27 protein-coding genes, 1 other RNA gene and 1 riboswitch are annotated in these 23301 nt (G+C 57.2%); all 28 genes read left to right on the forward strand.

Annotated features, from left to right (window positions below):
* Positions 1-95 precede the first annotated feature (95 nt).
* Positions 96-276: riboswitch (Lysine riboswitch) on the reverse strand.
* A 111-nt stretch (positions 277-387) separates the two neighbouring features.
* The 28 genes from H9Q75_RS01810 to H9Q75_RS01945 all read left to right on the forward strand — a co-directional run bounded on the left by H9Q75_RS01810 (position 388) and on the right by H9Q75_RS01945 (position 23296).
* The gene (locus H9Q75_RS01810; protein WP_243200641.1) at positions 388-2034 is read left to right on the forward strand and encodes a SpoIID/LytB domain-containing protein; all 1647 of its coding nucleotides are present in this window, start codon (positions 388-390) and stop codon (positions 2032-2034) included.
* Positions 2031-3053: a tRNA preQ1(34) S-adenosylmethionine ribosyltransferase-isomerase QueA gene (gene queA / locus H9Q75_RS01815; protein ID WP_186564448.1), complete on the forward strand. Its 1023-nt coding sequence runs from the start codon at positions 2031-2033 to the stop codon at positions 3051-3053. The genes H9Q75_RS01810 and queA overlap by 4 nt, the downstream gene beginning before the upstream one ends.
* 86 nt (positions 3054-3139) lie before the next feature.
* Complete coding sequence (locus H9Q75_RS01820; protein ID WP_186564449.1) at positions 3140-4444, forward strand: redoxin domain-containing protein; 1305 nt, start codon at positions 3140-3142, stop codon at positions 4442-4444.
* A 71-nt stretch (positions 4445-4515) separates the two neighbouring features.
* Complete coding sequence (gene tgt / locus H9Q75_RS01825; RefSeq protein WP_186564450.1) at positions 4516-5646, forward strand: tRNA guanosine(34) transglycosylase Tgt; 1131 nt, start codon at positions 4516-4518, stop codon at positions 5644-5646.
* 158 nt (positions 5647-5804) lie between these two features.
* Entirely contained in the window at positions 5805-6101 is a 297-nt protein-coding gene (gene yajC / locus H9Q75_RS01830; protein WP_186564451.1) for a preprotein translocase subunit YajC, read from the forward strand.
* 71 nt (positions 6102-6172) lie between these two features.
* Positions 6173-6604, forward strand: a complete 432-nt coding sequence (locus H9Q75_RS01835; RefSeq protein WP_186564452.1) for a TIGR04086 family membrane protein — start codon at positions 6173-6175, stop codon at positions 6602-6604.
* A 61-nt stretch (positions 6605-6665) separates the two neighbouring features.
* Complete coding sequence (gene scfA, locus H9Q75_RS01840; RefSeq protein ID WP_186564453.1) at positions 6666-6806, forward strand: six-cysteine ranthipeptide SCIFF; 141 nt, start codon at positions 6666-6668, stop codon at positions 6804-6806.
* 76 nt (positions 6807-6882) lie between these two features.
* Positions 6883-8244 (forward strand): thioether cross-link-forming SCIFF peptide maturase, encoded by a 1362-nt coding sequence (gene scfB / locus H9Q75_RS01845; protein ID WP_186564454.1) that lies wholly within the window; start codon positions 6883-6885, stop codon positions 8242-8244.
* A gap of 366 nt (positions 8245-8610) precedes the next feature.
* Positions 8611-9195: a stage II sporulation protein M gene (locus H9Q75_RS01850; protein WP_243200642.1), complete on the forward strand. Its 585-nt coding sequence runs from the start codon at positions 8611-8613 to the stop codon at positions 9193-9195.
* Positions 9196-9224: 29 nt separating this feature from the next.
* Entirely contained in the window at positions 9225-10103 is an 879-nt protein-coding gene (xerD, locus tag H9Q75_RS01855) for a site-specific tyrosine recombinase XerD (protein WP_186564456.1), read from the forward strand.
* 129 nt (positions 10104-10232) lie between these two features.
* Positions 10233-10766 carry a crossover junction endodeoxyribonuclease RuvC gene (ruvC, locus tag H9Q75_RS01860; protein ID WP_186564457.1) on the forward strand — a complete coding sequence of 178 codons (534 nt, stop codon included), beginning with the start codon at positions 10233-10235 and terminating at the stop codon, positions 10764-10766.
* A 14-nt stretch (positions 10767-10780) separates the two neighbouring features.
* The gene (gene ruvA, locus H9Q75_RS01865; RefSeq protein ID WP_186564458.1) at positions 10781-11383 is read left to right on the forward strand and encodes a Holliday junction branch migration protein RuvA; all 603 of its coding nucleotides are present in this window, start codon (positions 10781-10783) and stop codon (positions 11381-11383) included.
* Positions 11384-11422: 39 nt separating this feature from the next.
* Positions 11423-12481, forward strand: a complete 1059-nt coding sequence (gene ruvB / locus H9Q75_RS01870) for a Holliday junction branch migration DNA helicase RuvB (RefSeq protein ID WP_186564459.1) — start codon at positions 11423-11425, stop codon at positions 12479-12481.
* A gap of 132 nt (positions 12482-12613) precedes the next feature.
* Positions 12614-13966 (forward strand): phosphoglucosamine mutase, encoded by a 1353-nt coding sequence (glmM, locus tag H9Q75_RS01875; RefSeq protein ID WP_186564460.1) that lies wholly within the window; start codon positions 12614-12616, stop codon positions 13964-13966.
* A 74-nt stretch (positions 13967-14040) separates the two neighbouring features.
* Positions 14041-14676 (forward strand): sigma-70 family RNA polymerase sigma factor, encoded by a 636-nt coding sequence (locus tag H9Q75_RS01880; protein ID WP_186564461.1) that lies wholly within the window; start codon positions 14041-14043, stop codon positions 14674-14676.
* 75 nt (positions 14677-14751) lie between these two features.
* Positions 14752-15030, forward strand: a complete 279-nt coding sequence (locus H9Q75_RS01885) for a zinc-ribbon domain containing protein (RefSeq protein ID WP_186564462.1) — start codon at positions 14752-14754, stop codon at positions 15028-15030.
* Between the two features lie 122 nt (positions 15031-15152).
* Complete coding sequence (locus H9Q75_RS01890; protein ID WP_186564463.1) at positions 15153-15359, forward strand: DUF1858 domain-containing protein; 207 nt, start codon at positions 15153-15155, stop codon at positions 15357-15359.
* Between the two features lie 75 nt (positions 15360-15434).
* The gene (locus H9Q75_RS01895) at positions 15435-16148 is read left to right on the forward strand and encodes a tRNA (adenine(22)-N(1))-methyltransferase (protein ID WP_186564464.1); all 714 of its coding nucleotides are present in this window, start codon (positions 15435-15437) and stop codon (positions 16146-16148) included.
* The gene (locus tag H9Q75_RS01900) at positions 16136-16933 is read left to right on the forward strand and encodes a Nif3-like dinuclear metal center hexameric protein (protein WP_186564465.1); all 798 of its coding nucleotides are present in this window, start codon (positions 16136-16138) and stop codon (positions 16931-16933) included. Before H9Q75_RS01895 ends, H9Q75_RS01900 begins: the two co-directional genes overlap by 13 nt.
* Before the next feature lie 67 nt (positions 16934-17000).
* On the forward strand, positions 17001-17729 hold the full coding sequence (locus H9Q75_RS01905; RefSeq protein ID WP_186564466.1) for a YebC/PmpR family DNA-binding transcriptional regulator: 729 nt from the start codon (positions 17001-17003) through the stop codon (positions 17727-17729).
* Positions 17730-17866: 137 nt separating this feature from the next.
* An RNA gene (gene rnpB, locus H9Q75_RS01910) (RNase P RNA component class A) lies at positions 17867-18284 on the forward strand.
* 57 nt (positions 18285-18341) lie between these two features.
* Positions 18342-19118 carry an enoyl-CoA hydratase/isomerase family protein gene (locus H9Q75_RS01915; protein WP_186564467.1) on the forward strand — a complete coding sequence of 259 codons (777 nt, stop codon included), beginning with the start codon at positions 18342-18344 and terminating at the stop codon, positions 19116-19118.
* A gap of 255 nt (positions 19119-19373) precedes the next feature.
* A complete protein-coding gene (locus H9Q75_RS01920) occupies positions 19374-20222 on the forward strand; it encodes a M23 family metallopeptidase (protein ID WP_243200643.1) in 849 nt (282 codons plus the stop codon).
* A gap of 17 nt (positions 20223-20239) precedes the next feature.
* Entirely contained in the window at positions 20240-20833 is a 594-nt protein-coding gene (locus H9Q75_RS01925; protein ID WP_341480878.1) for a site-2 protease family protein, read from the forward strand.
* Between the two features lie 141 nt (positions 20834-20974).
* Entirely contained in the window at positions 20975-21316 is a 342-nt protein-coding gene (rplS, locus tag H9Q75_RS01930; protein WP_186564470.1) for a 50S ribosomal protein L19, read from the forward strand.
* Between the two features lie 146 nt (positions 21317-21462).
* Entirely contained in the window at positions 21463-22323 is an 861-nt protein-coding gene (gene ylqF, locus H9Q75_RS01935; protein ID WP_186564471.1) for a ribosome biogenesis GTPase YlqF, read from the forward strand.
* On the forward strand, positions 22320-22928 hold the full coding sequence (locus tag H9Q75_RS01940) for a ribonuclease HII (RefSeq protein WP_186564472.1): 609 nt from the start codon (positions 22320-22322) through the stop codon (positions 22926-22928). Before ylqF ends, H9Q75_RS01940 begins: the two co-directional genes overlap by 4 nt.
* Entirely contained in the window at positions 22925-23296 is a 372-nt protein-coding gene (locus H9Q75_RS01945) for a YraN family protein (protein WP_186564473.1), read from the forward strand. Before H9Q75_RS01940 ends, H9Q75_RS01945 begins: the two co-directional genes overlap by 4 nt.
* Positions 23297-23301 lie beyond the last annotated feature (5 nt).

The raw sequence follows: 23301 nt of genomic DNA on the forward strand, positions 1-23301 counted from the left end.
GCGTAAGAAATGGGAAAAAAGAAATCAGCAGTTTACAGAACTGCTGATTTTGTACTATAATGACAAAGACCACTGGTCTCCGACACCATCTTCCAAAAGCAGACAGCGCTCCACCGCCTCAGCGCAGTGACAGACGTACGGCTCTTAACCGGACGCCCAGATCAAAATCTTCCGGGGAGACCCTGACCTTCGGCGGTGGACCCTTTCACGTCGGCTCATGGAACTCCGGAGTTCTCACCGCGCTACTTTTGAACGACCGCAACCTCTATCATGCATTTATCAATTGTAAATTTACGATTTTTGCCATTGTACCACGCTGAAACAGTGGTGTCAACTGATTAGGGATGTGAGAAGCAACAAATGAAATGCAGGAAAATATTCAAATTTATGCAAATTGTGCTATTGTGCTCAGTTTTGGCGGCGATTTTCCCCAGCCAGAGCGCTTCCGCAGCGGTTGCCGTGGATCCAACCATCCGCGTCGGGCTGTTTTATGGGACGGATGCACTGCCCGGGGCAAATCTGCTCAACAGCGTAGGAAGCGGCTACCGCCTGGGGTATTTTGATCATGAGCGCAATTTTGTCCAGCTGGGGGAGACAGCCCAGACTGCCATCTCGGTCGTCAAGACACAGAATGTGTATTACGGAAAGGTGGGGAGCTGGAGCGGATATTACGACTCCATCACGTCAGATATCCTGGTGGGGTGTTATCATCTGCAGCTGCCGGGCGGCTACAGCGATTTTTCCGCTGCAAAAGCTGCGGCCGCCTCCTATACCGGCGGCTTTGCCGCCTGGATTGACGGAAGCTACTTTGTGCGGGTCGGCTCCTACAGCACTGGCGATTCCGCCAGAGCGGCCCAGATGGAACTGGGACTGGCGGATGCCTCTGTTGTGGGGACCTCCAGCGCCGGCGTGTCTGTGGTAGCGACCGGGACCAGCACCATCCTGTTTCAATTTGACAGCACACAGGGCCTGGCGCTTGGCATTCTGCCCGGCTTGGATAATTCGGTCCAGACTAAGACGATTTTCCGGGGAAATACTTATTTTGGTGGATTTCAGTATCAGCGTGTAAACGGCGGGAACCTTACGGTGAGCAACGTACTCTCCCTGGAGGATTATGTACAGGGGGTCGTCATCAAGGAAATGAGCGCCTCCTGGCCTGTGGAGGCACTGAAGGCTCAGGCTGTATGCGCCCGAACCTATGCCTACCGCAATCTCTCCGCCGGCAAGCATTCCAGCCAGGGATTTGACATCTGCAACACGGTACATTGCCAGGCCTATGCGGGCATTGCCGGAATGAGCGAGACCAGCCGCCGCGCAGTGGATGAGACCTATGGAATGTATGCCTGGAGCGGCGGCAGTCTGGCGGAAACCACTTATTTTTCCAGTGACGGAGGCGCTACGGAGAGTGCGGTGAATGTCTGGGGGAGCAGCGTGTCCCATTTGATCGGGAAGGAAGATCCCTATGAAGCCGCAGTAGCAAACAAGATCTCCAATTACAACTGGACGGTCACCTATACCAGCCAGGAGCTGACGCAGTTGCTCAACCAAAAAGGGTACACCAATTCCGGAATTGTAGACTTCCGTGTGAGCAAGACGACTCCGACCGGAAATGTGCTGGAGATTACCTTTACGGACTCCAGCGGAAAAAGCTATACAAAGACAAAGGAGAGCTGCCGCACCCTCCTGGGTCTGCGGTCACAGCGCTATACGGTCAGCGGCGGCGGGAGCTCAGATGGATTCTATGTGAGCGGAGGAGGCGCGCTCTTTTCCCTGGATGGCGCTTATGCCGTCAGCGGGGACGGCAGCGTAGCACAGCTGCCCTCGGGCAACACAGCCTATGCGATTACAAGCAGCGGCACACAGGCCCTTTCCGCCTCCACTTCAGCCAGCGGTACATTTACAATTACCGGCTCCGGGTGGGGCCACAATGTGGGAATGAGCCAGTGGGGCGCCTATGCCATGGCGCAGTCCGGTTATACCTATGACCAGATTCTAAAATTTTATTACACGGGAATTGATGTGAGACAGCCATGAAAACCTCTGATTTTGATTTTGAACTCCCGGAGGAGCTGATTGCCCAGACGCCGCTTGCGCGTCGGGATGCCTCCCGGCTGCTGGTGCTGGATAAAACGACGGGAGCGCGCCGCCATCTGCATTTTTATGACCTGCCGACCCTGCTGCGCCCGGGGGACTGTCTGGTGCTCAACGACTCCAGGGTGCTGCCGGCCCGCCTGATCGGGCGCCGGCCCACGGGCGGCGCCTGTGAGGTGCTGCTGCTGGTGGACAGAGGGGAAAACCTCTGGGAGTGCCTGGTACGGCCTGGCCGAAAGCTCAGGCCGGGGGCACAGGTGATCTTTGGGGACGGCCAGCTTACGGCTGTTGTGGAGGAGGAGATTGAGGACGGCAAGCGCCTGGTTCGGTTCCTCTATCAGGGGATTTTTCTGGAAATTTTAGAGCAACTTGGGAAAATGCCCTTGCCGCCCTATATTAAGGCGGAGCTCCAGGACAATGAGCGCTATCAGACCGTTTACTCCAAAGTGGTAGGCTCCGCTGCGGCTCCCACCGCTGGGCTGCACTTTACACCGGAACTGCTGCGTCAGATTCAGGAGATGGGAGTAAAGGTCTGCTATGTCACGCTGCATGTGGGGCTGGGCACCTTCCGGCCGGTGAAAGCCGAGGAGATTGCGGACCACGAAATGCACTCTGAGTTCTGCATGGTCAGCCGGGAAACGGCGGACACGATAAATGAGACAAAGAAAAACGGCGGCCGGGTGATCTGCGTAGGAACAACCTCCTGCCGCACCATCGAGAGCTTTGCCGCAGAGGACGGCACCATGACGGAACGCTCCGGCTGGACCAACATCTTCATCTACCCGGGATACCGGTTTAAGGTGCTGGACGCCTTGATCACCAACTTCCATCTCCCGGAGTCCACACTGATTATGCTGGTCTCCGCCCTGGCGGGCCGGGAATCGGTGTTGGCAGCCTATCAAGAGGCGGTGAAGCTGCGCTATCGATTTTTTTCGTTTGGAGATGCCATGTTCATCCAGTAAAATGGAGCGCGCAGGCACCAATGTGCCTGCGCGCTTTCCGCAGCGGGCGACGAGGCCGACGTGCGCGGAACGGAGAGGAGAGAAGAATGGGATTTACTATTGAGACCAGCATACCGGCGCTGACCGTCCTTGTGCAGGGGCTGCTCAGCTTCTTTTCCCCCTGCGTACTGCCGTTGGTGCCCTTATACCTGAGTTATCTGGCTGGAGGAGCGGGGGCGGTCGGGGAGGATGGCCAGATCCATTACCCGCGGGGGAAAGTGTTCTGCAATACCGTTTTCTTTGTGCTAGGCATCAGCTTTGCCTTCTTTCTGCTGGGGCTGGGGTTTACTGCGTTGGGGCACTTTTTCAGCGGAAACCGGGTGTGGTTTGCCCGTGTCAGCGGAATCGTTATGATCCTGTTCGGCCTTTATCAGTTTGGAATGTTTGGAAGGCCTCGGGCTCTGGAACAGGAGCACCGGCTGCCCTTCCGCCTGGAGCGCTGGGCCATGAATCCGCTGGCGGCGCTGGTCCTCGGCTTTACGTTCAGCTTTGCCTGGACGCCCTGTGTCGGCCCCACAATGAGCGGTGTTCTGCTCATGGCGTCTTCGGCGCAGTCTGCCTCCAGGGGCTTCCTACTGATTGGCGTGTATACCCTGGGGTTTGTGCTGCCCTTTTTGGCGGTGGGGCTCTTCACTGGGGGCGTGCTCAATTTCCTGCGCAGCCACCGGAATGTAGTGCGCTACACGGTGAAAGTGGGGGCTGTGCTTCTGATTGTCATGGGTGTGATGACGCTTACCGGTTTTATGAACGGGATTACCGGGTATCTGTCCGGCGCGGCCGGCAGCGGAATCAGCAGTCCGCCCCAGGAGAGCGCAGTCGGTCTCCCGGAGGAAGCGCAGACGTCCACCTCGGAGCAAACACCGGAGGAGAGCCGGCGGCCAGCTGTTCCCGCCCCGGACTTTACACTGACAGACCAATATGGGGAGGAGCATACCCTGTCGGACTATGCGGGAAAGATCCTGTTCCTCAATTTTTGGGCCACCTGGTGCGGTCCTTGTCAGAGTGAAATGCCGGAAATCCAGGCCCTCTATGAGGAATACGGGAAGAATGGGAAGGATCTGATTGTCCTGGGGGTGGCTAATCCAAAGACAGAGGAGTACCCCAATAATCAGGACGTGGGCCAAGAGGAAATTGTGCAGTTTCTGGAGGACGGGGGTTATACCTTCCCGGTGGTTATGGATACCACGGGCCGGGTTTTTGCACAGTACGGCATCCAAGCGTTTCCGACCACCTTTATGGTGGACGCTGAAGGCAATGTGTTTGGCTATGTGCAGGGGGCGTTGACCGGAGAGATGATGGAGAGCATTGTCCGCCAGACCATAGAGGGAACGGCTGGAGGAGAGACTCCGTAAAAACGGCAGCCCTTGCCAAGGAAAAGCTGGTCTGGTATGATAGGGACAGAATAGTGCAAAGGAGTTTTTCTGTGTTTGAGGTCATAAAGACAGAGGACAGAGCGCGGCGCGGCAGGTTCACCTGCGCCCACGGTGTGGTTCAGACGCCGGTGTTTATGAATGTGGGGACGCAGGGGGCCATCAAGGGCGCGGTATCTGCCCACGATCTGAAGGAGATCGGCTGTCAGGTGGAGCTGTCCAACACCTACCATCTCCACCTGAGACCCGGAGACGGGGTGGTGCGGGCCATGGGCGGCCTCCACAAGTTCATGGACTGGGACGGACCCATCCTGACCGACTCGGGCGGATTTCAGGTGTTCTCTTTGGCCGGACTGCGCAAAATTAAGGAGGAGGGGGTTACCTTTGCCTCCCACATCGACGGCAGGCGGATTTTTATGGGACCGGAGGAGTCCATGCGCATCCAGTCCAATCTGGGCAGTGATGTGGCTATGGCCTTTGATGAATGTGTGGAGAACCCTGCCACTTATGAGTATGCAAAGTCTTCCTGTGAGCGGACCCTGCGCTGGCTGGAACGCTGCAAAGCGGAGCATGACAGGCTGAACACCTTGCCGGAAACCGTAAACCCGCAGCAGATGCTGTTTGGCATCAACCAGGGCGCGACCTTCCCGGATCTCCGGATCTGGCACATGAAAGAGACGGCAAAAATCGACTGTGAGGGCTATGCCATCGGCGGCTTGGCCGTGGGAGAGCCCACGCAGGTGATGTATGATATTATTGACGCGGTGGAGCCCTATATGCCGGCGGACAAGCCTCGCTATCTGATGGGGGTGGGGACCCCTTCCAATCTCATTGAAGGCGTGGCCCGCGGTATAGACTTCTTCGACTGTGTGATGCCGGCCCGCAATGCCCGTCATGCCAAGCTCTACACCTGGGAAGGTGCCATCAATATCAAAAACGAGAAGTACAAGATGGATGAGCGCCCGATTGACCCCCAATGTGCCTGCCCAGTATGCCGGTCCTTCTCCAGAGCTTACCTGAGGCACCTGTTTGCGGCGGAGGAGATGCTGGCCATGCGCCTAGCGGTTTTGCATAACCTCTATTTTTATAACAGCCTGATGGCACGTATCCGTCAGGCGTTGGACGAGGGGGGCTTTGGGGCTTTTCGGGCGGAGTTTTCAGAAAAATTGGGCCGGCGGACGTGAAATATCTGTAAAAAGGCTTGTCAAATTCTACATTTCGATTTATAATGTTCATCACGCGATGATTTTCCATCTATATGAATTCGGAGGGGATTATTTTGCTGACTGAGGTCACAAGCGCGATGCTTTCCGGCACAACGAGTGCTGGTGGCGGACTGGGTATGATTCTGCCGTTTGTCGTTTTGATTGCGGTGTTTTATTTCCTGTTGATTCGCCCGGAGAACAAAAAGAAGAAAGAAGCCGCCAAGATGCGCTCTGAGCTGTCTGTGGGGGATCAGATCACTACGATCGGCGGTATTGTCGGCACCATCTGCGCGGTGAAGGAGGATACCATCGTCATTGAGACCAGCGCCGACCGGGTGCGTCTGGAGTTTACCAAATGGGCTATTTCCACAAAGGGCACTCAGACCACGGAGAACGGTCCCGCGGAAGACAAGAGCAAGGACTCCAAGAAGTAAAAAGAGACATGCCAAGCGCCCTCCCTGCATATGTTTCCAACAGGAATCTGTGCCAAGGGAGGGTGCTTTTTATGCGAAAAACGGAGGAGGAGCAGGGCGCGAAGCTGGTGCGCTGCGCCCTTGGAATCGTGATCGGCGGGGTGGCGGCACTGTTGGCGTGCATGGTGTTCCTGCTGGCGGCGTCCCTGGGGATTGCCAGGGGGTTGCTGGGCGAGGGACTGATGTATCAGCTGACCGTGGTGGGCTGCGTGGTGGGGTCCTTCATCGGAGGATCAATGGCCGTGCGCCGCTGCGGAACGCGGGGGCTGCTGGTGGGCCTGGCGACTGGGAGCGTGCTGTTTTTGCTGCTGCTCACGGTTGGAGTGCTCTTCTTTCAGTCGATGACACCGCAGTCCGGCGGGATTGGCCTGCTGTGTGGATGCCTGTGCGGCGGCGCCGCTGCGGGACTTCTGCGCGGCGGAGGGAAGAAGCGGACCACAGCCAAGAAAAAGCGCAGAAAATAATTGAAATTGCCGCCGAAATATGGTATCATGCAGTTAATCACCGACATGGGAGGGAAAAACGATGAAGCATGTCAAGACGCTTAACGGCGCGACTTTGAAAAACAGCGCCGCTCATGGTGGCTGCGGCGAGTGCCAGACCTCCTGCCAGTCCGCCTGCAAGACCTCTTGCACCGTGGCCAACCAGAAGTGCGAGAATCAGTAAGTAACGCGTTTGGTTTGGAAAGGGTGGGGATTCCCACCCTTTTTCCATGCAAGCGGGAAGTGAGGGAAAAGATATTATGGTACATACCTTTCAGGCGCTTGGCGTCAATGTAGCGGTGGACGTGAATAGCGGTGCGGTCCACGTGCTGGACGAAGTGACCTACCATCTGCTGGAGCGGGTCATACCGCCTATGGCGGAGCACTGCCCGGCGGAAATCATACAAAAATTGCCCCAATATGCTCCGGAGTCGCTGGAGGAGGCGTGGCAGGAGCTGCGCAGCTTGGCCGACGAAGGACTGCTTTTTGAAGAGGACGATTATATTGACCGGGAAAAGGCGGCCTCCATGCAGCAGCAGGCCCTGGTAAAGGCGCTTTGTCTCCATGTTTCCCATGACTGTAACCTGCGATGCAAGTACTGCTTTGCCTCGACCGGCGACTTCGGCACGGGACACCGCATGACCATGGATTTTGAGACCGCAAAAAAAGCCATTGATTTTGTGGTGGCCAAGTCCGGACACCGGCGAAATATCGAGGTGGATTTCTTTGGCGGTGAGCCGCTGATGGCCATGGATACGGTCAAAAAGACCGTGGAATATGCCAGGTCGATTGAGAAAGAATCCGGAAAGTGCTTCCGCTTTACGATTACAACCAACGGGGTGCTGCTGGATGACGAGAACATTGCGTATATCAATCGCGAGATGTCCAATGCAGTGCTCTCGCTGGATGGGCGCAGAGAGGTAAATGACGACCTTCGGCCCACCGTAAACGGCAAGGGCAGCTATGACATCATTGTACCCAAATTTAAAAAGCTGATCGAGGGCCGCGGAACCAAGGACTATTATCTCAGGGGTACCTTTACCCGTTTCCATAAGGACTTTGCCGAAGACGTAAAGGCGCTGGCTGAAGTGGGCCGAAACATTTCAGTGGAACCGGTGGTGGGAAAAGAGGAGGACCCCTACGCTCTGCGGGAGTCCGACGTGCCGGAGCTGGAGGCGGAGTACGAAAAGCTGGCCGAGTGGCTGAAGGATCACCGGGAGATAAACTTTTTCCATTTTAATGTAGACCTGGCCCAGGGCCCTTGCGTCATCAAGCGTCTGCGAGGCTGTGGTGCCGGCTGCGAATATGTGGCGATCACGCCGGAAGGGGATATCTACCCCTGCCACCAGTTTGTGGGCAATGAAGCATACCGGCTTGGAAGCGTCCACGACGGCACATTTGACCGTGAACGCTCTGCGGAATTTGCAGGCCTGAACATCTATACTAGGGAGGAATGCCGGGACTGCTGGGCTCGTTTTTACTGCTCCGGCGGCTGCAGCGCCTCCAACCTGCTTGTCAATGGAGACATAAAAAAGCCGCACCATGTGGGATGTGCGCTAGAGCGCAAACGGCTGGAGTGTGCGATTGCGCTGAAGGCTATTGCGGCCGGAATGTCAGAATAGCCTATACAAAATGTAATTATACAGAGCGTAATCTGGCGCCCAAGCACGGTAACTACCGATGCTTGGGCGCTTTCGCGTGCCGGACACTATATCTGGTGTAACGACGTGAAGAACTGACTATGCGACCTAAAGTGCAATTTACAAAGTTTACATAATTTTGTTTACATAATATATAGGCATAATACACAAAAATGATTTTTTTGTCGAAGTATTCTTGCACAATAACCTTGAGTGGATTATATTAAGTAACATCCCCGATTTAAACTCGTCCTTCTAAATGGCCGGTCAGACTCATAGGCTTCTCTGGGGGTGACGGCTATGCAAAGACCGGTAGCGGGCGTTTGGGACGTGCCGACGGCTGGGATCTTGCCCGCGCTGGCGGTTTGTTCCATCTGTTTTTTTGCGGGCGGCCTGTTGGGGTGCCTGTTGATGGCCCGGGTGGCGGGTGGAGCCGGCGAGGGCCTTGAGGCATATGTACAAAGCTTTTTGCGTGCGGCAGAGAGCGGGGCGTTGTCCGCTCCGGACCTGTTGCCCTCGATGTGGGAATGTATACGATGGCCCCTGCTGGCGCTGCTGCTGGGCTTTACTGCACTGGGCCTTTTGGGGTTGCCTGTTTTATTTGCGGTCCGCGGTTTTTTACTTGCTTTTTCCATTGCCTCGTTTGTCCGTGTTCTTGGTTCGGCGGGGTGTTTATTAGCCTTTTTATTGTTTGGAGTTACCGGTGCGATATCGGTTCCTGTTTTTTTTATGCTGGGTGTACAGAGTGTGCTGTCCGCCCGGCGGCTGGCCAGCCGCTTTTTGGGAGAGAGCCGGCAGCCGGCTTTATACGGAAAGGCTTGGTTCCAGCGGTGCGGCCTGTGTGCGGCCGCGCTGGTGGTGTGTGTTGTGCTGGAATATCTGGTGGTGCCCATGCTGGTGTCTGGATTGGCCGGGGCGCTGATTGCGATTTAAGCGAGTAAGTGTAAGAAGGTGCGGGGCGGATGGATTATCTCGAAGAATATGAACATTATCTCACGGTGGAGAAAAATGCGTCCGCCAACACATGCAGTTCTTATGTCCGGGACGTGGGGCAGTATACCCGGTGGCTAGAAGGAGAGGGGCTGGCGCCTGCCCAGGCAGTTCAGTCTGATGTGGAGGGGTACATGAAATTCCTGTCCGCCCATGGGAAATCGGCTGCAACTGTAACGCGTTCACTGGCCTCCTTAAAGTCCTTTTACACCTACCTTTTTTCAGCTGGGGCCGTATCAGTCAATCCCGCAAAGGGCTTGGCTCCGGCAAAGGTGGAGCGCAAGCTGCCGCAGATTCTCACCAACAAAGAGGTGGAGCTGTTCCTGGAGCAGCCGGACGCGTCTGAGCCCAAAGGCTGCCGGGACCGGGCAATGCTGGAGCTGCTCTATGCCACCGGCATCCGGGTTTCTGAGCTGATCGGGCTGAACCTGGAGCACTTGAATTTATCCGCCGGCTTTATCCGCTGCCTGGGGCGGGGAAAGGAACGGATTATCCCCCTGTATCCGGCGGCGGTCCGGGCGCTGCAGGATTACCTGGAACATGTGCGGCCCCAGATGGTTGAGCATCCGGACGAGCGCGCCCTGTTCGTTAATATGAGCGGAGAGCGGATGAGCCGCCAGGGCTTTTGGAAGATCATCAAGCACTATCAGGAGAAGGCGGAAATCAAAAAGGAGATCACCCCGCACACGCTTCGCCACTCCTTTGCGGCGCATCTGCTGGAAAACGGAGCGGACCTGCACTCCATTCAGGAGATGCTGGGCCATGCGGATATTTCCTCCACTCAGATTTATACACAGCTGGTCAATCAAAAGCTCAAGGATGTGTACAACAAGGCGCATCCCAGAGCGTAGCAATCGGAATTGCACAAAGGCCGGAGCGTTTGCGCTCCGGCCTTTCTGTGTCTCTAAATCCAGCAATTCCGCTTGCGCCCTCACGCGGCCCGTGGTAAAATAACATTTGTATATGCATAGGAGGTCCCTATGGTTATTTTAGGAATTGATCCGGGCTTTGCCATTGTGGGATTTGGCGTTGTGGAAATGGTCTGCGGCAGGGCGCGGCTGATTCAGTGTGGAGCGGTCACCACCCCGGCGGGGAAGGCGCTGCCGGCCCGTCTGCTGCAGATCGCAGAGGATATGCAGCGGCTGTTTGAACTGTTTCGTCCGGACGCCATGGCGGTGGAGGAGCTGTTTTTTACCAATAATATTACCACCGGCATCGGCGTGGCTCAGGCCAGGGGCGTGCTGCTGACCGAAGCGCAGAGGGCTGGCGTTCCAATCTTTGAATATTCGCCCTCGCAGGTCAAGCTGGCGGTGACGGGCTACGGCAAGGCGGAGAAACGCCAGGTGATGGATATGACAAAGCGCCTGCTGGGCCTTCCGTCCGTCCCCAAACCGGACGATGCCGCCGACGCGGTGGCTATTGCTCTGTGCCACGCCCGTTCCTGCACCTCGCGCCTGCAGAGCCCGGATGCCGCCCGCCCCGGCAGCGGGCGGTACGCGGTGCGTAAAAAATAGGAGAAAAGACGATTATGTTTTACTATGTAAAGGGGCTGGTGGCCCATACGGCGCCCTTCTTGGCGGTGATTGACTGCGGGGGAGTGGGCTATGCCTGCCGCACCACCAACAATACTTTGGCATGCTTGGAAAAGGGGAAAGAGGCAAAGCTCTACACCCACCTGAATGTCCGTGAGGATGCCATGGAGCTCTATGGCTTTGCCACGGAGAGCGAGCTGAACTGCTTTCAGATGCTGCTTTCGGTCTCCGGTGTGGGGCCGAAAGCAGCCCTGTCCATTTTGTCGGCCGCCACGCCGGAGCGGCTGGCCATGAGTATTATTACCGGAGACGAAAAGGCGCTTACCGTGGCCCAGGGGATCGGGAAAAAGATTGCCCAGCGGATCATACTGGAACTGAAAGATAAGCTGGCCAAGGGGCAGCTCTCCAGTGGCGGAGAGAGCTACGGCGGCACGGGCGTGACGGTGATTCCGGAGAATAAATCCAGCGAGGCTGCTGCGGCCCTGGCCGTGCTGGGCTATTCCCAGAGTGAGATCGGCTTGGCCCTCAAGGGGATTGACCTGGAGAGTCTGAAACTGGAGGACATTATCAAGCAGGCGCTGAAGAAGATGGTGAAGTAAAACGGCCCAGCGGATGGAGCAGAATGGGGAAGTGAAACTTTGAGCATTGATTTTTCTGCAAACGGCGGGTTTGAGACAGAGGAGCCACTGGTGACCACTTCGCTCACGGGAAGTGACGAGAATGAGGGCTCTCTGCGCCCAAAGACGCTCAGTGAATATATCGGCCAAAAGAAAGCCAAGGGAAACCTGGAGGTCTTTATCCAGGCGGCGAAAATGCGTAGTGAGCCCCTGGACCATGTGCTGCTCCACGGCCCCCCCGGCCTGGGCAAGACCACCCTGTCCGGCATCATCGCCAATGAGATGGGGGTCAATATCCGCATCACCTCCGGTCCCGCGATCGAGAAACCGGGAGATCTGGCGGCGCTGCTGACCAATCTGAATGAGAACGATATCCTCTTTGTGGATGAGATTCACCGCCTCAACCGCTCGGTGGAGGAGATCCTCTACCCGGCCATGGAGGACTTTGCCATTGACATTATCATCGGGAAGGGTCCGTCTGCCAATTCGATTCGGCTGGATCTGCCCCGGTTTACACTGATTGGGGCCACCACCCGGGCAGGGCAGCTGTCCGCGCCGTTGCGGGACCGGTTCGGCGTCACTCTGCGTCTGGAGTTGTACACTCCGGAGGAGCTGGCGCTGATCGTCACCCGCTCGGCGGGGATCCTGGAGGTGCCAATTGAGGCGGAGGGGGCCATGGAAATCGCGCGCCGCTCCCGCGGCACCCCTCGTATTGCCAACCGGATGCTCCGCCGTGTGCGGGACTTTGCCCAGGTGAAGGCTGGCGGCGTGATTACCCGTGACGTGGCCGATCAGGCGCTCACCGCCCTGGAGGTGGACCATCTGGGGCTGGACGCGGTCGACCGGAGAATGCTGCGCTCTATTATTGACCACTATTCCGGCGGTCCCGTTGGTCTGGAGACCTTGGCCGCCACGATTAATGAAGAGGCGGTTACCCTGGAGGATGTGTATGAGCCCTATCTCATGCAGATGGGATTTTTAACCCGTACACCCAGGGGCAGATGTGTGACTCGCCTGGCCTATGAGCATCTGGGTCTGCCGGTCCCCGGCGGAGCCAGCATGGAGCAGCTGTCTCTTTGAGCGTCAATAGGGAGGCCGGGGGCGGAGCGTGATTGCCTGACCGGGCGATTTTTAAATGCTCCGGAGCAAATGCTTTAAGCGCTCTTTCAGAAAACAGACGAGTACATTGAGTGACAGAAAGGATTTATTTTTATGGGCAAATTATTTGGAACCGACGGCATCCGCGGCGTAGTCAACGACGGCTTGGACGCCCAGCTGGCCTTTCAGGTGGGTATGGCGGCGGCCTATGTTATGACGAAAGAAAAGGGCGGCGCGCAGCCGCATTTTACCATCGGCAAGGATACCCGGATTTCTTCCGATTTGCTGGAGGGGGCGCTCATTGCGGGCCTGTGCTCCGCCGGCGCTGATGTGCTCCATCTGGGCGTGATGCCGACGCCCGCCGTAGCCTGGCTGACCGTGGATGCCAAGGCAGACGCCGGCATTGTGATCTCCGCCTCCCACAATCCGTTTGAGCACAATGGCATTAAAATCTTTGACCGCCGCGGCTTCAAACTGCCCGATGAGCTGGAGGGGGAGATTGAGAAAGTCATCCTCGAGCATATCCCGGTCCCTCTGAAGACCCATGGAGATCTGGGGCGGGTCATCTACGCGGCTCAGAAGGAACCCCAGGACTACATTGATCACCTGGTTTCTACTATCCATACCGATCTGGCGGGGCTGCATATTCTGGTGGACTGCGCCAATGGGGCGGCTTCCGCGACGGCCGCGCGGCTGTTTGACTCCTTCCCGGATCTGCATACGGATGTCATCTATGCCGACCCGGACGGCGTGAATATCAACAACGGGTGCGGCTCCACCCATCTGGACCGGCTGAAAGCCATGGTAAAGGCAGGGGACTATGATCTGGGGATCGCATTTGACGGAGATGCCGACCGCTGTCTGATGGTGGATGAAAACGGAGAGGAAATTGACGGCGACCAGGTGATTGCCGCCTGCGGACTGGCGCTGAAGCAGGCCGGGGAGTTGGACGGAAACGCCATTGTGGCCACGGTCATGAGCAATATGGGACTGCATGTGTTCTGTAAGGAGCACGGCATCCAGCTTTTCTGCACCAGCGTGGGCGACCGCAATGTGCTGGAAAAGATGGAGGAGTGCGGCTATCTGGTGGGCGGAGAGCAGTCCGGACACACCATTTTCCGCAGATATGCCACCACGGGAGACGGACAGCTGACAGCCCTGCAGTTTCTCGCCCTGATGCACACTTCCGGGAAAAAGGCCTCTGAGCTGGTGTCCGGCTGCAAGCGTTATCCGCAGGTGCTGATCAATGTGCCGGTGGCGGATAAGGCCAAGAAGGAGGCTCTGATGTCCGCGCAGTCCCTGTGGGATGCAGTGGCAGAGCAGGAGGCCACCCTGGCGGACACCGGCCGGATTTTGGTGCGTCCCTCCGGCACAGAGGCCCTGATCCGCGTCATGGTGGAGGCTCAGACCGAGGAGAATGCACGAAAAATTGCAGAGAAATTGGCAAATATCATAAAAAACGGTTGAGCGGCGGGAAACATTTTGCTGAAATGCTTGACAACAGCACAAAATTCTGCGTATAATATGCAAGGAGTTTAGGCATGAGACCAAACGTTGTTCAATCAACCCAACTGAGCGACGAGACACTGTGTGCCCTGGCCGCATCCGGGGATCGCTTTGCGGAGGAAGCGCTGGCGGTACGCTATAACCGCTTGGTCCGCATCTGTGCCCGGCCCTATTTTTTGGCCGGGGGTGACAGTGAAGACTTGATCCAGGAAGGTATGATGGGGCTTTTGGCCGCGATCCGGGAGTATAACTCGGAGAAGGCGGTTCATTTTCGCACCTATGCAGAGGTCTGTATCAAAAATCGCTTACTCTCCGCCGTCAAAGCAGCAGCAAGAGATAAGCACACACCGCTGAACACCTATATCTCTTTCGAAACCCCTCTTTTTAGCGGGAATGACAACCATTATGCGTTCAGAAGCGGCCAAGGGCGCCTGGAAAATCCGGAGGATATGATTATCAGCCGGGAAGAGTTTCGGGAACGCATGGACGTACTGAAAGGCCAATTGTCCGGTTTCGAAGCAAAGATCCTTGGGTTGTATCTAAACGGTCTGTCCTACTCAGAGATTGCAGCCGAGGTCGAAAAGTCCCCGAAATCGGTGGACAATGCTGTCCAGCGCATCCGGCGCAAATTGGCGCAGCAACTTTTATCTGGCGATATCAGCGAAAGCTGAACGCAATATTACAATGACCCAGCATTATTCGGTTTCATTCCGGACCTGGGCAACGAGCAAAGAGAGGGTATTATCATGTACGAAGACAAGACTCTGGTATGTAAGGAATGTGGCCAGGAATTCGTGTTCACCGCCGGTGAGCAGGAGTTCTACGCCGAGCGCGGCTTCCAGAACGAGCCCCAGCGCTGCAAGGCCTGCCGTGACGCCCGCAAGGCTGCTTCCCGCGGCCCCCGTGAGTACTTCACTGCTACCTGTGCTGCCTGCGGCGGTGAGGCCAAGGTTCCTTTTGAGCCCAAGTCCGATCGTCCTGTTTACTGCAGCGAGTGCTTCGCCAAGATGCGCGAGCAGGGCTAACTGGCCTGAAAAAGAGACGTCCGTGAGGGCGTCTCTTTTTTCTCATAATATCCTATTGAAAAACCATGAAAAATCGGATATACTATCTGCATAATCCAAATCAATCAATGGAGGTACAAACCATGGCACAGATCACAAAAGATACGATTATCGGCGATATCCTGGATATTGCGCCGGAGACTGCTCCCATTTTCCTGTCCATCGGCATGCACTGCCTGGGCTGCCCATCTTCCCGCGGCGAGACTGTGGAGCAGGCCTGCATGGTCCACGGCGTGGATGTGGAAGAGCTGCTGGCAAAGATCAACGCCAGCGTCGGCGCTGCGAAGTAAGGGTCATCTGAAAAGGGAGCGGCTCCGGCCGCTCCTTTTTGTTTCTTTAAACGCTTGGGAGAAGAGGTGATGACCATGCGCCCCATTGAACTCTCACCCCGCCTGCGCGCGGTTGCAGAGTTGGTGCCCCATGGGACCCGTTTTGCTGATGTAGGGACTGACCACGCATATTTAGCCGTGTGGCTGCTTCAGCGGGGAGTTGTCCGCCATGCCCTAGTTTCCGACCTGCGCCAAGGCCCTCTGGAGCGGGCGCGGGCCACGGCGGAGCATTACGGCCTGATGGATCGCATGACCTTTCGGCTGTGTGACGGGCTGAGGCAGATTTCGCCGGAGGAGGCGGACACCATTGCCATAGCGGGTATGGGGGGAGAGACCATTCTCTCCATCCTGGCTGCGGCGCCCTGGACCAAAGAGTCGGGATGCCGGTTGCTGCTCCAGCCCATGAGCGGACAGCCAGAGCTGAGGCTCTGGCTGCAGGAAAACGGCTATGTGATCGAGCAGGAACAGCTCTGTCCGGAAGGGCGCACCCTGTATACTGTATTTTCCGTCTGCCCGGGAGAGATGGCGCCCCTGACTCCGGCGGAGCAGTGGGCCGGGCGGCAGCGGCGGGAGGACCGCGCCCCCATGAGGGCTACTTATTTGGAACAGCTGCAGCGCCGGGCATGCAGGGCCATAGAGGGGCTGCAGAGCTCCAAAAGAACATCGGACGCACCACGTTTGGCCGAACTGGAGCGTGTGCTGGCCGGTCTGAATCAAATGGCAGAGGAGTGGAAGCAATGGCAACGGTAAGAGAGATTTATCAGTATCTGGATGAGATGGCCCCGTTCTCCATTCAGATGGATTTTGACAACGCGGGATTCCTGGTGGGCCGCGGGAACCGTGCGGTCAGCAAGATACTGGTCTCCCTGGACATCACAGAGGAGGTCGTGGAGGAGGCCTGTGAGCTGGGCGCGGAGCTGATTGTCGCGCACCATCCGGTCATTTTTCACCCTGCCCGCTCCATGACAGACGGAGATCCGGTCGGACGGATTCTCCTCTCCCTGGTGGAGAACCGGATTGCGGCCATTTGCGCGCACACCAATCTGGATGCAGTGTGCGGCGGTGTGAACGATGCCCTGGCGGCGCGCCTTGGGCTGGAACAGGTCGAACAGCTCCAGCCGGAGGGCTTGGATGCGTCCGGGCGTCCCTATGGCATCGGAAGAGTGGGCAATGCCGCCGGAGTTCCGAAATATACGCCGGCCTTTGCCGCCTTTGTGAAGGAGGCTTTGGGCGCCAATGGCGTACGGTATGTGGACGCCCGACGGCCAGTACGCCGGGTGGCAGTGGGCGGAGGCGCCTGCGCGGATCTCATGGACCAGGCGCTGGCGATGGGGTGTGACACATTTGTTACTTCCGATGTGAAGTACAACGGATTTCTGGACGCAAAGGCGCTCGGGCTCAACCTCATTGACGCCGGGCACTACCCGACTGAGAACGTGGTGTGTCCCATTTTGGCGAAATGGCTGGAAAATGGCTTCCCAAAGACGGAAATCTGCCTCACAAATCGTCATAAAGAGGCGTTTTCCTACGGTTAAAGGGGTTGCCAAGATATCGGGAACGTGATAAACTATCTTAGCTAATTTTCGAGAAGGGAACGATAGTATGTCTGGACACTCCAAATGGCACAATATCCAAAAAACGAAGGGTGCGGCAGATGCCAAGCGCTCTCAGATATTTACGAAAATTGCCCGTGAAATGATCGTGGCGGTAAAGCAGGGGGGCAGCGGCGACCCCAATAACAACTCCCGTCTGGCCACGGTCATCGCCAAGGCTAAGGCTGCAAATATGCCCAATGACAACATTAAGCGCACCATTGACAAGGCCCTGGGGTCCGGCAATGCGGACAGCTATGAGAATGTGGTCTATGAGGGCTACGGTCCCTCCGGCGTGGCCGTCATCGTGGACGCCCTGACGGACAACCGTAACCGTACCGCTCCCGAGGTGCGCCACCTTCTGGACAAATACGGCAAGGGCCTGGGGGCCACGGGCTGCGTGTCCTGGTCCTTTGACCGGAAGGGCGTTATTGTCATCGAGAGCGAGGATCTGGACGAGGACACCGTCATGATGGATGCTCTGGACGCGGGCGCCGACGATATGCAGGCGGAGGACGAGGCGTTTGAGATCTACACCAGTCCGGAGGCATTCGGCTCCGTTTTGGAGGCTCTGGAGGCAAAGGGATACGCCTTTGTCCAGGCTGCTGTGGAGATGGTTCCCCAGAACTACGTAAAGCTGGAGAACGAAGACGACATTAGAAACATGGAGAAGCTTATTGACCTGCTGGAAGAAAATGACGACGTTCAGAACGTCTGGCACAACTGGGAGCAGGGCTGAGCGGCTACTGAGTGATAAAAAAGAGAAGCACTTGGAGTTAAATCCAGGGGGCTTCTCTTTTTTGTTTTTCAAGATGCTGTCAAAACCGGACGTGTTCCGTTTGACAAGCGGGACAGAATCGTTTAAAATAGCCTACGCAAGTAAGCTGGACAGCCACGCGTGGGGGGCGAAAGGCCCGCACGTGAGGAAAGTCCGGGCTCCGCAGGGCAAGGATAACGGGTAACACCCGCCGGGGGCGACCCTAGGAAAAGTGCAACAGAGATAAACCGCTTGCCGGAGTTTGTTCGGTGAGTAAGGGTGGAAAGGCGGAGGTAAGAGCCCGCCCGACGGCGTGCCAAGCGACCGTCGCTGTAAACTCTATCCGGAGCAACGCCGTGGATAAGGGAGAGTTGGAATCTCTGATTCCGGGTATCTCCCTTATGCAGGAGCAATCCTGCAGGGACATAAGGTCGGCCCGACCGTCCCGGGGAGGCGGCTGGAGCGCACCGGCAACGGTGCGCCTAGATAGATGGCTGTCTTAAAAGACAGAACCCGGCTTACAGGCTTGCTTGTATCCAAAAGCCGCCAAAGGATGAAAGCCTTTGGCGGCTTTGTGTTTAGGAGGAATGAGAAATGTATGATACCCTGATTTATGAGGTGACGGACGGGATTGCGTCCATTACCCTGAACCGCCCCGAGGCAGGAAATGGATTCAGCCTCCAGGCGTTTCGCGAGACAGCGGAAGCGTTGGGACGGTGTGACACGGATGAACAGGTGCGTGTCGTCCTTTTGACCGGGAAAGGAAGGCACTTTTCCGTGGGCGGAGACATCGGCGCCATGCAGCACACGGAGGGATATATTTCTTATGAGAGTGCCAGGCTAACCAGCAAAATGAGCGGCGCGGCCAAAAGGTGCTCCAAGCCGGTGATCGCAATGGTAAACGGCGCGGCGGCCGGTGCGGGATGCGGCCTGGCGCTGGCCTGTGATTTCAGAATTGTGACGGAGAAAAGTTCCTTTGTGACCGCATTTATTGATGTGGGACTGACAGGGGACACCGCAACCCTTTATCATTTGGCTCACGCAGTGGGGCTGGTAAAGGCCCAGGAGCTGATGATGCTCAATACGCCTATAAAGGGCGAAGAGGCCTATCGTTTGGGGCTGGCAACCATGCTTGTGCCCGAAGGGCATCTGCAGAAGGCCGCACAGGAGCTTGCGGCAAAATTGAGGGAGAAGTCTCCTGCCGCGCTTGCCCTTCAGAAAGAGCTGATTTGGAACCAGTTTTACTGCGGCTATGACGCCTACTGTGAGCTTGAGGCCAAGCTCTTTGATCGGGCGGGACATACTGCGGATCATCGGGAAGCGGTTGCAGCATTTCTGCAGAAACGGAAGCCTGTTTTTTCCGCCAAATAAATATCCCCCGGCATATTAGGCGCCTCGTACACATATAACTGTCTTGAGATGTGTTACAGAAGGGAAGGCGCCGGTATGGAGACGAGCTATCGGGACTGGGAAAAAAGACGGCGGGAGCAGGGGGGCGGAGCCCGGACGGCGCGGCACAAAACCAAGGGGCAGAAAGCCGTTCTGGGGCCGAGAGAGAGGCGTCGCTTGGCTCAGCTGATCATATGCGTCGCTTTATTTTTGGTAGTCTTCCTGGGAAGAGGAATTATGCCGGAGAAAATGGAGGGATTCCGACAGGAACTGCTGGAGATGCTGCAGGCTGATACCGATTTTCAGGCGGTATTTGCCGGACTTGGTCACTCAATCTCGGAAGGAAAACCGGTGACCCAGACCCTGGGAACCCTGTGGACCGATGTGTTCGGCGGCGGTACGGTAACGGCATCCAGCCCAGCCGCGCTGACGGAGAACCGCCTCTATCAGGCGGAATCGGTCTTTCTCAACGGATATGAGGGTGGGCAGACGCCGGCGCAGCATTGGCTGCAATGGACGCCGGAGCAGTCAAATTCCGCATTGGAACCAGAACCTGTGCCCACGCCTGTGCCAACTCCCACGCCAACCCCTGCGCCGGAGCCGGAAGTCCCGGCTGTGGAGCATGTGGAGTATACCGGCCCGGCGCTTCCGGACAATGTTACCATGGACAAATATAATCTGAGTGTTTTAGGGGTCACGGAAACCGTCACCCCGGTTATGGGGCAATTGACCTCTGCCTTCGGATGGCGGGAACACCCGGTCGATGGAGGGGAAAAATTCCACAACGGTGTAGATTTGGCGGTAAACACCGGCACAGACGTGCTGGCGTTTGCCGCGGGTACGGTGGACTATATCGGCGAGAGCCCGATTTATGGGAATTACCTGCAGCTCAAGCATGCGGGCGGACTGACCTCCTTCTACGCCCATTGCAGCGAGCTGTGCGTACAGCAGGGGCAAAATGTGGCTGCCGGACAAAAGATTGCGGAGTCCGGAGCCACCGGGAATGTCACTGGGCCTCACTTGCACCTTGAGATGAAGCTGAACGGAGTCCGGATTGACCCGATCTATTATATCGAGACGAGCTGATGCTGCGTTGGAGGCATGTGGAAATCAGCGGCAGCTTTCTTGTGCTGATGGCTCTGCTGTACTATCTGGACGGAGGCGCGTTGCTCTTTCCGGCTCTGCTGGCCTGTGCATTTCACGAATTGGGACATTTTCTGGCCATTGCACTGCTGGGCGGAAGGGTGGTCCTGCTGCGGCTGAGCTGTATCGGGGCGGAAATGCGCCTTTCCACCCGGAGGCAGTTGAATTGCCCCAGAGAATTGATAGCCGCACTGGCCGGGCCGGCAGCCAACCTTTTCTTGACGTTTGCGGCGGCCAAGCTGGCTCCGGCGATTGGTGAGCCGGGATACGTGTTTGCGGGGCTCAGCTTGACGCTGGCTCTTTTTAATCTCCTGCCAGTGCCTCAGCTGGACGGCGGCCGTATTCTGAAAAATGCTTTGACTCTGTTTGGCTTGGAACGGTGGGCTGAGGGAGCCGTAAAGCTACTGGCGGTTTGGATTGGTATGATATTCATCATCAGCAGCTGGGTGTTGACCCGCCGGGGACAGCTGAATCTGACGCTGATGATTACAGCGGCCTGGATGATTTTTCCGAATTTGCCGGTGAAAGAACGAGAAAAAAGAAGTTTTTCTTAAAAATATGCTTGCAAGCGGCATGGATATATGGTAAACTATTGCAGTCTCAATAAAGGGTGGTCCTCTGCGGCCGCTGCCCAGAGAAGCCGGGCGGCCTGAGTGATGCGCGCATGAACACCTATAAACTAGGAGGAAACAGCAATGGATCTTATGCAGGCTTTTGAGCAAAAGCATCTGAAGGCAGAGCCCCCCGTGGCCAATGTGGGCGACACCGTATGTGTGCACATTAAGGTCAAGGAAGGCAGCCGCGAGCGTATCCAGATCTTTGAGGGCACCGTCATTGCCAAGAAGCACGGCGGCATTGAGGAGACCGTCACGGTGCGCCGCGTCTCTTATGGCGTCGGTGTGGAGAAGGTGTTCCCCATTCATGCGCCCACCATCGAAAAGATCGAGCTGGTCCGCAAGGGTAAGGTTCGCCGCGCGAAGCTCTACTATCTGCGTGACCGTGTGGGCAAGAGCGCAAAGGTCAAAGAGCTCGTTTAATCGGAAGGGTTTGACAAAGAAGAGAGGCGGAAGCCTCTCTTTTTTGCTTTAAAACGCCAAAAGCGGGAAATCTCTCTTTTCTTCTCACTATATATTGTGTATAATCAGTTCGTTTAGAACCGAAAGAGCGGAAAGGCGGCGAGCATTTGAATATTCAATGGTATCCCGGGCATATGACCAAAACCCGGCGGCAGATCCAGGCCGATTTGAAGCTGGTCGATCTGGTGGTGGAGATCATTGACGCCCGCATTCCCATATCCAGCCGCAATCCGGATATTGACGAGCTGGTGGGGGAGAAGCCCCGCCTTGTTGTGCTCAACCGCGCGGATCAGGCCGATCCGGATATGAATCGGCGTTGGACCGAGTGGTTCCGCCGACACGGCTGGGCGGTTCTGGAGACCGAGGCCAAAACCGGCAGAGGGGTCAGCCAATTTTCCACGGTGATTCGAACGGCGCTCCAGGAGAAGCTGGAGCAGTGGAAGGCCAAGGGATTTGTGGGCCGTCCGGTGAGAGCCATGGTGGTGGGGGTGCCCAACGTGGGGAAATCCACGTTTATCAACCAGGTGGCCAAGCGCAAGACAGCCAAGGCCGGGGACCGGCCGGGCGTGACCCGGGGCAAGCAGTGGGTGACCGTGGACCAGGGCCTGCAGCTGCTGGATACCCCGGGGATTCTCTGGCCGAAATTTGAGGACGAAGAAGTGGGCCGCAATCTGGCCTATACCGGTGCGGTGAAGGATGAGATCATGGATGTGGAGACGCTGGCCTGTCACCTGATGGAGGTGCTGGGCAGCCGCTATCCGCTGGCACTTCGGGCGCGCTATAAAATCGAGGTGGCTCCGGAGAATAAAGGGTGGGAGCTGCTGGAGAAGGCGGGCCGCAGGCGCGGTTTTCTCATTTCCGGCGGAGAGGTGGACACGGAACGCATGGCCAATATCCTGCTGGATGAATACCGCGCCGGCAAGCTGGGCCGCTTTACATTAGAGGCTCCGCCGGAGGAGAAAACATGACTGATCTTTGGGAGCTGGAGCGCGGCTGCTGGGAGCAGGGCATCGGCCTGGTCTGCGGCGTGGATGAGGCCGGGGCCGGCCCCCTGGCCGGCGCGGTATATGCCGGGGCGGTGATCCTGCCGCGGGAGATCTCCATTGCGGGGCTGAACGATTCCAAGCAGGTGACCGCGCGGAAGCGGGACACGCTTTTTGACCAGATCCGGGAGCAGGCGGTGGCCTGGGCGGTGGCCTGGGCGGACGAAAAGGAGATTGACGCCTCGGATATCCTCAGCGCCAGGATGCTGGCCATGGACCGGGCGATCCAGGCGCTGTCGCCACGGCCGGAATACGCCCTTGTGGACGGGAATCGGGACCACGGAAGGACGGCGGCCATTACCATACCGCACCTGCTGGCGGTCAAGGGGGACGCACGCAGCGCCAGTATCGCGGCAGCCTCCATCCTGGCAAAGGTAAGCCGGGACCGGTACATGGAGCAGATGGCGCAGCGCTACCCGCTGTATGAATTTGAGCGGCACAAGGGGTATCCCACCAAACGCCACTATGAGCTGCTGCGGAAATACGGGCCGTGCGAGATCCATCGGCGGACCTTCCTGAAAAAGCTGTGAGCGGGGGAGAAGCCAAGCTCCTGGGCCGCTGGGGGGAGGCCTTGGTAGCGGAGGATCTGCGCAAGAGGGGCTGCACGATTTTGGCCTCCGGCTACCGCAGCCGCTTTGGGGAGATCGACCTGATCGCTGCGGACCGAAGATATCTGATGTTTGTAGAGGTCAAGCTCCGGCGGGACGCCGCTTTTGCCATGGGGCGGGAGGCGGTGGACGCGCGGAAGCAGGCCCGCCTGCGCACCACGGCGGAACTCTGGCTGGCGGAGCACCCGGAGGAGGCAAGGCAGCCCCGCTTTGATGTGGCGGAGGTATACGCCCCACAGGGAATGGGAACGGAGAAGCCGCATATTGTTTATATTGAGAACGCCTTTTAAGCGGC

Source organism: Lawsonibacter celer (assembly GCF_014281125.1).
GTDB classification, from domain to species: Bacteria; Bacillota; Clostridia; order Oscillospirales; family Oscillospiraceae; genus Lawsonibacter_B; species Lawsonibacter_B celer.

Bases quoted from the DNA above. Each gene is read 5' to 3' on its own strand.
- rplS (WP_186564470.1), top strand. From the start codon at position 20,975: ATGGATCTTATGCAGGCTTTTGAGCAAAAGCATCTGAAGGCAGAGCCC.
- queA (WP_186564448.1), top strand. From the start codon at position 2,031: ATGAAAACCTCTGATTTTGATTTTGAACTCCCGGAGGAGCTGATTGCC.
- H9Q75_RS01890 (WP_186564463.1), top strand. From the start codon at position 15,153: ATGGCACAGATCACAAAAGATACGATTATCGGCGATATCCTGGATATT.
- H9Q75_RS01905 (WP_186564466.1), top strand. From the start codon at position 17,001: ATGTCTGGACACTCCAAATGGCACAATATCCAAAAAACGAAGGGTGCG.
- glmM (WP_186564460.1), top strand. From the start codon at position 12,614: ATGGGCAAATTATTTGGAACCGACGGCATCCGCGGCGTAGTCAACGAC.
- H9Q75_RS01940 (WP_186564472.1), top strand. From the start codon at position 22,320: ATGACTGATCTTTGGGAGCTGGAGCGCGGCTGCTGGGAGCAGGGCATC.
- H9Q75_RS01880 (WP_186564461.1), top strand. From the start codon at position 14,041: ATGAGACCAAACGTTGTTCAATCAACCCAACTGAGCGACGAGACACTG.
- xerD (WP_186564456.1), top strand. From the start codon at position 9,225: ATGGATTATCTCGAAGAATATGAACATTATCTCACGGTGGAGAAAAAT.
- H9Q75_RS01895 (WP_186564464.1), top strand. From the start codon at position 15,435: ATGCGCCCCATTGAACTCTCACCCCGCCTGCGCGCGGTTGCAGAGTTG.
- H9Q75_RS01915 (WP_186564467.1), top strand. From the start codon at position 18,342: ATGTATGATACCCTGATTTATGAGGTGACGGACGGGATTGCGTCCATT.
- H9Q75_RS01820 (WP_186564449.1), top strand. From the start codon at position 3,140: ATGGGATTTACTATTGAGACCAGCATACCGGCGCTGACCGTCCTTGTG.
- H9Q75_RS01810 (WP_243200641.1), top strand. From the start codon at position 388: ATGCAAATTGTGCTATTGTGCTCAGTTTTGGCGGCGATTTTCCCCAGC.
- ruvC (WP_186564457.1), top strand. From the start codon at position 10,233: ATGGTTATTTTAGGAATTGATCCGGGCTTTGCCATTGTGGGATTTGGC.
- H9Q75_RS01885 (WP_186564462.1), top strand. From the start codon at position 14,752: ATGTACGAAGACAAGACTCTGGTATGTAAGGAATGTGGCCAGGAATTC.
- H9Q75_RS01835 (WP_186564452.1), top strand. From the start codon at position 6,173: ATGCGAAAAACGGAGGAGGAGCAGGGCGCGAAGCTGGTGCGCTGCGCC.
- scfB (WP_186564454.1), top strand. From the start codon at position 6,883: ATGGTACATACCTTTCAGGCGCTTGGCGTCAATGTAGCGGTGGACGTG.
- scfA (WP_186564453.1), top strand. From the start codon at position 6,666: ATGAAGCATGTCAAGACGCTTAACGGCGCGACTTTGAAAAACAGCGCC.
- ruvA (WP_186564458.1), top strand. From the start codon at position 10,781: ATGTTTTACTATGTAAAGGGGCTGGTGGCCCATACGGCGCCCTTCTTG.
- H9Q75_RS01920 (WP_243200643.1), top strand. From the start codon at position 19,374: ATGCCGGAGAAAATGGAGGGATTCCGACAGGAACTGCTGGAGATGCTG.
- H9Q75_RS01900 (WP_186564465.1), top strand. From the start codon at position 16,136: ATGGCAACGGTAAGAGAGATTTATCAGTATCTGGATGAGATGGCCCCG.
- yajC (WP_186564451.1), top strand. From the start codon at position 5,805: ATGATTCTGCCGTTTGTCGTTTTGATTGCGGTGTTTTATTTCCTGTTG.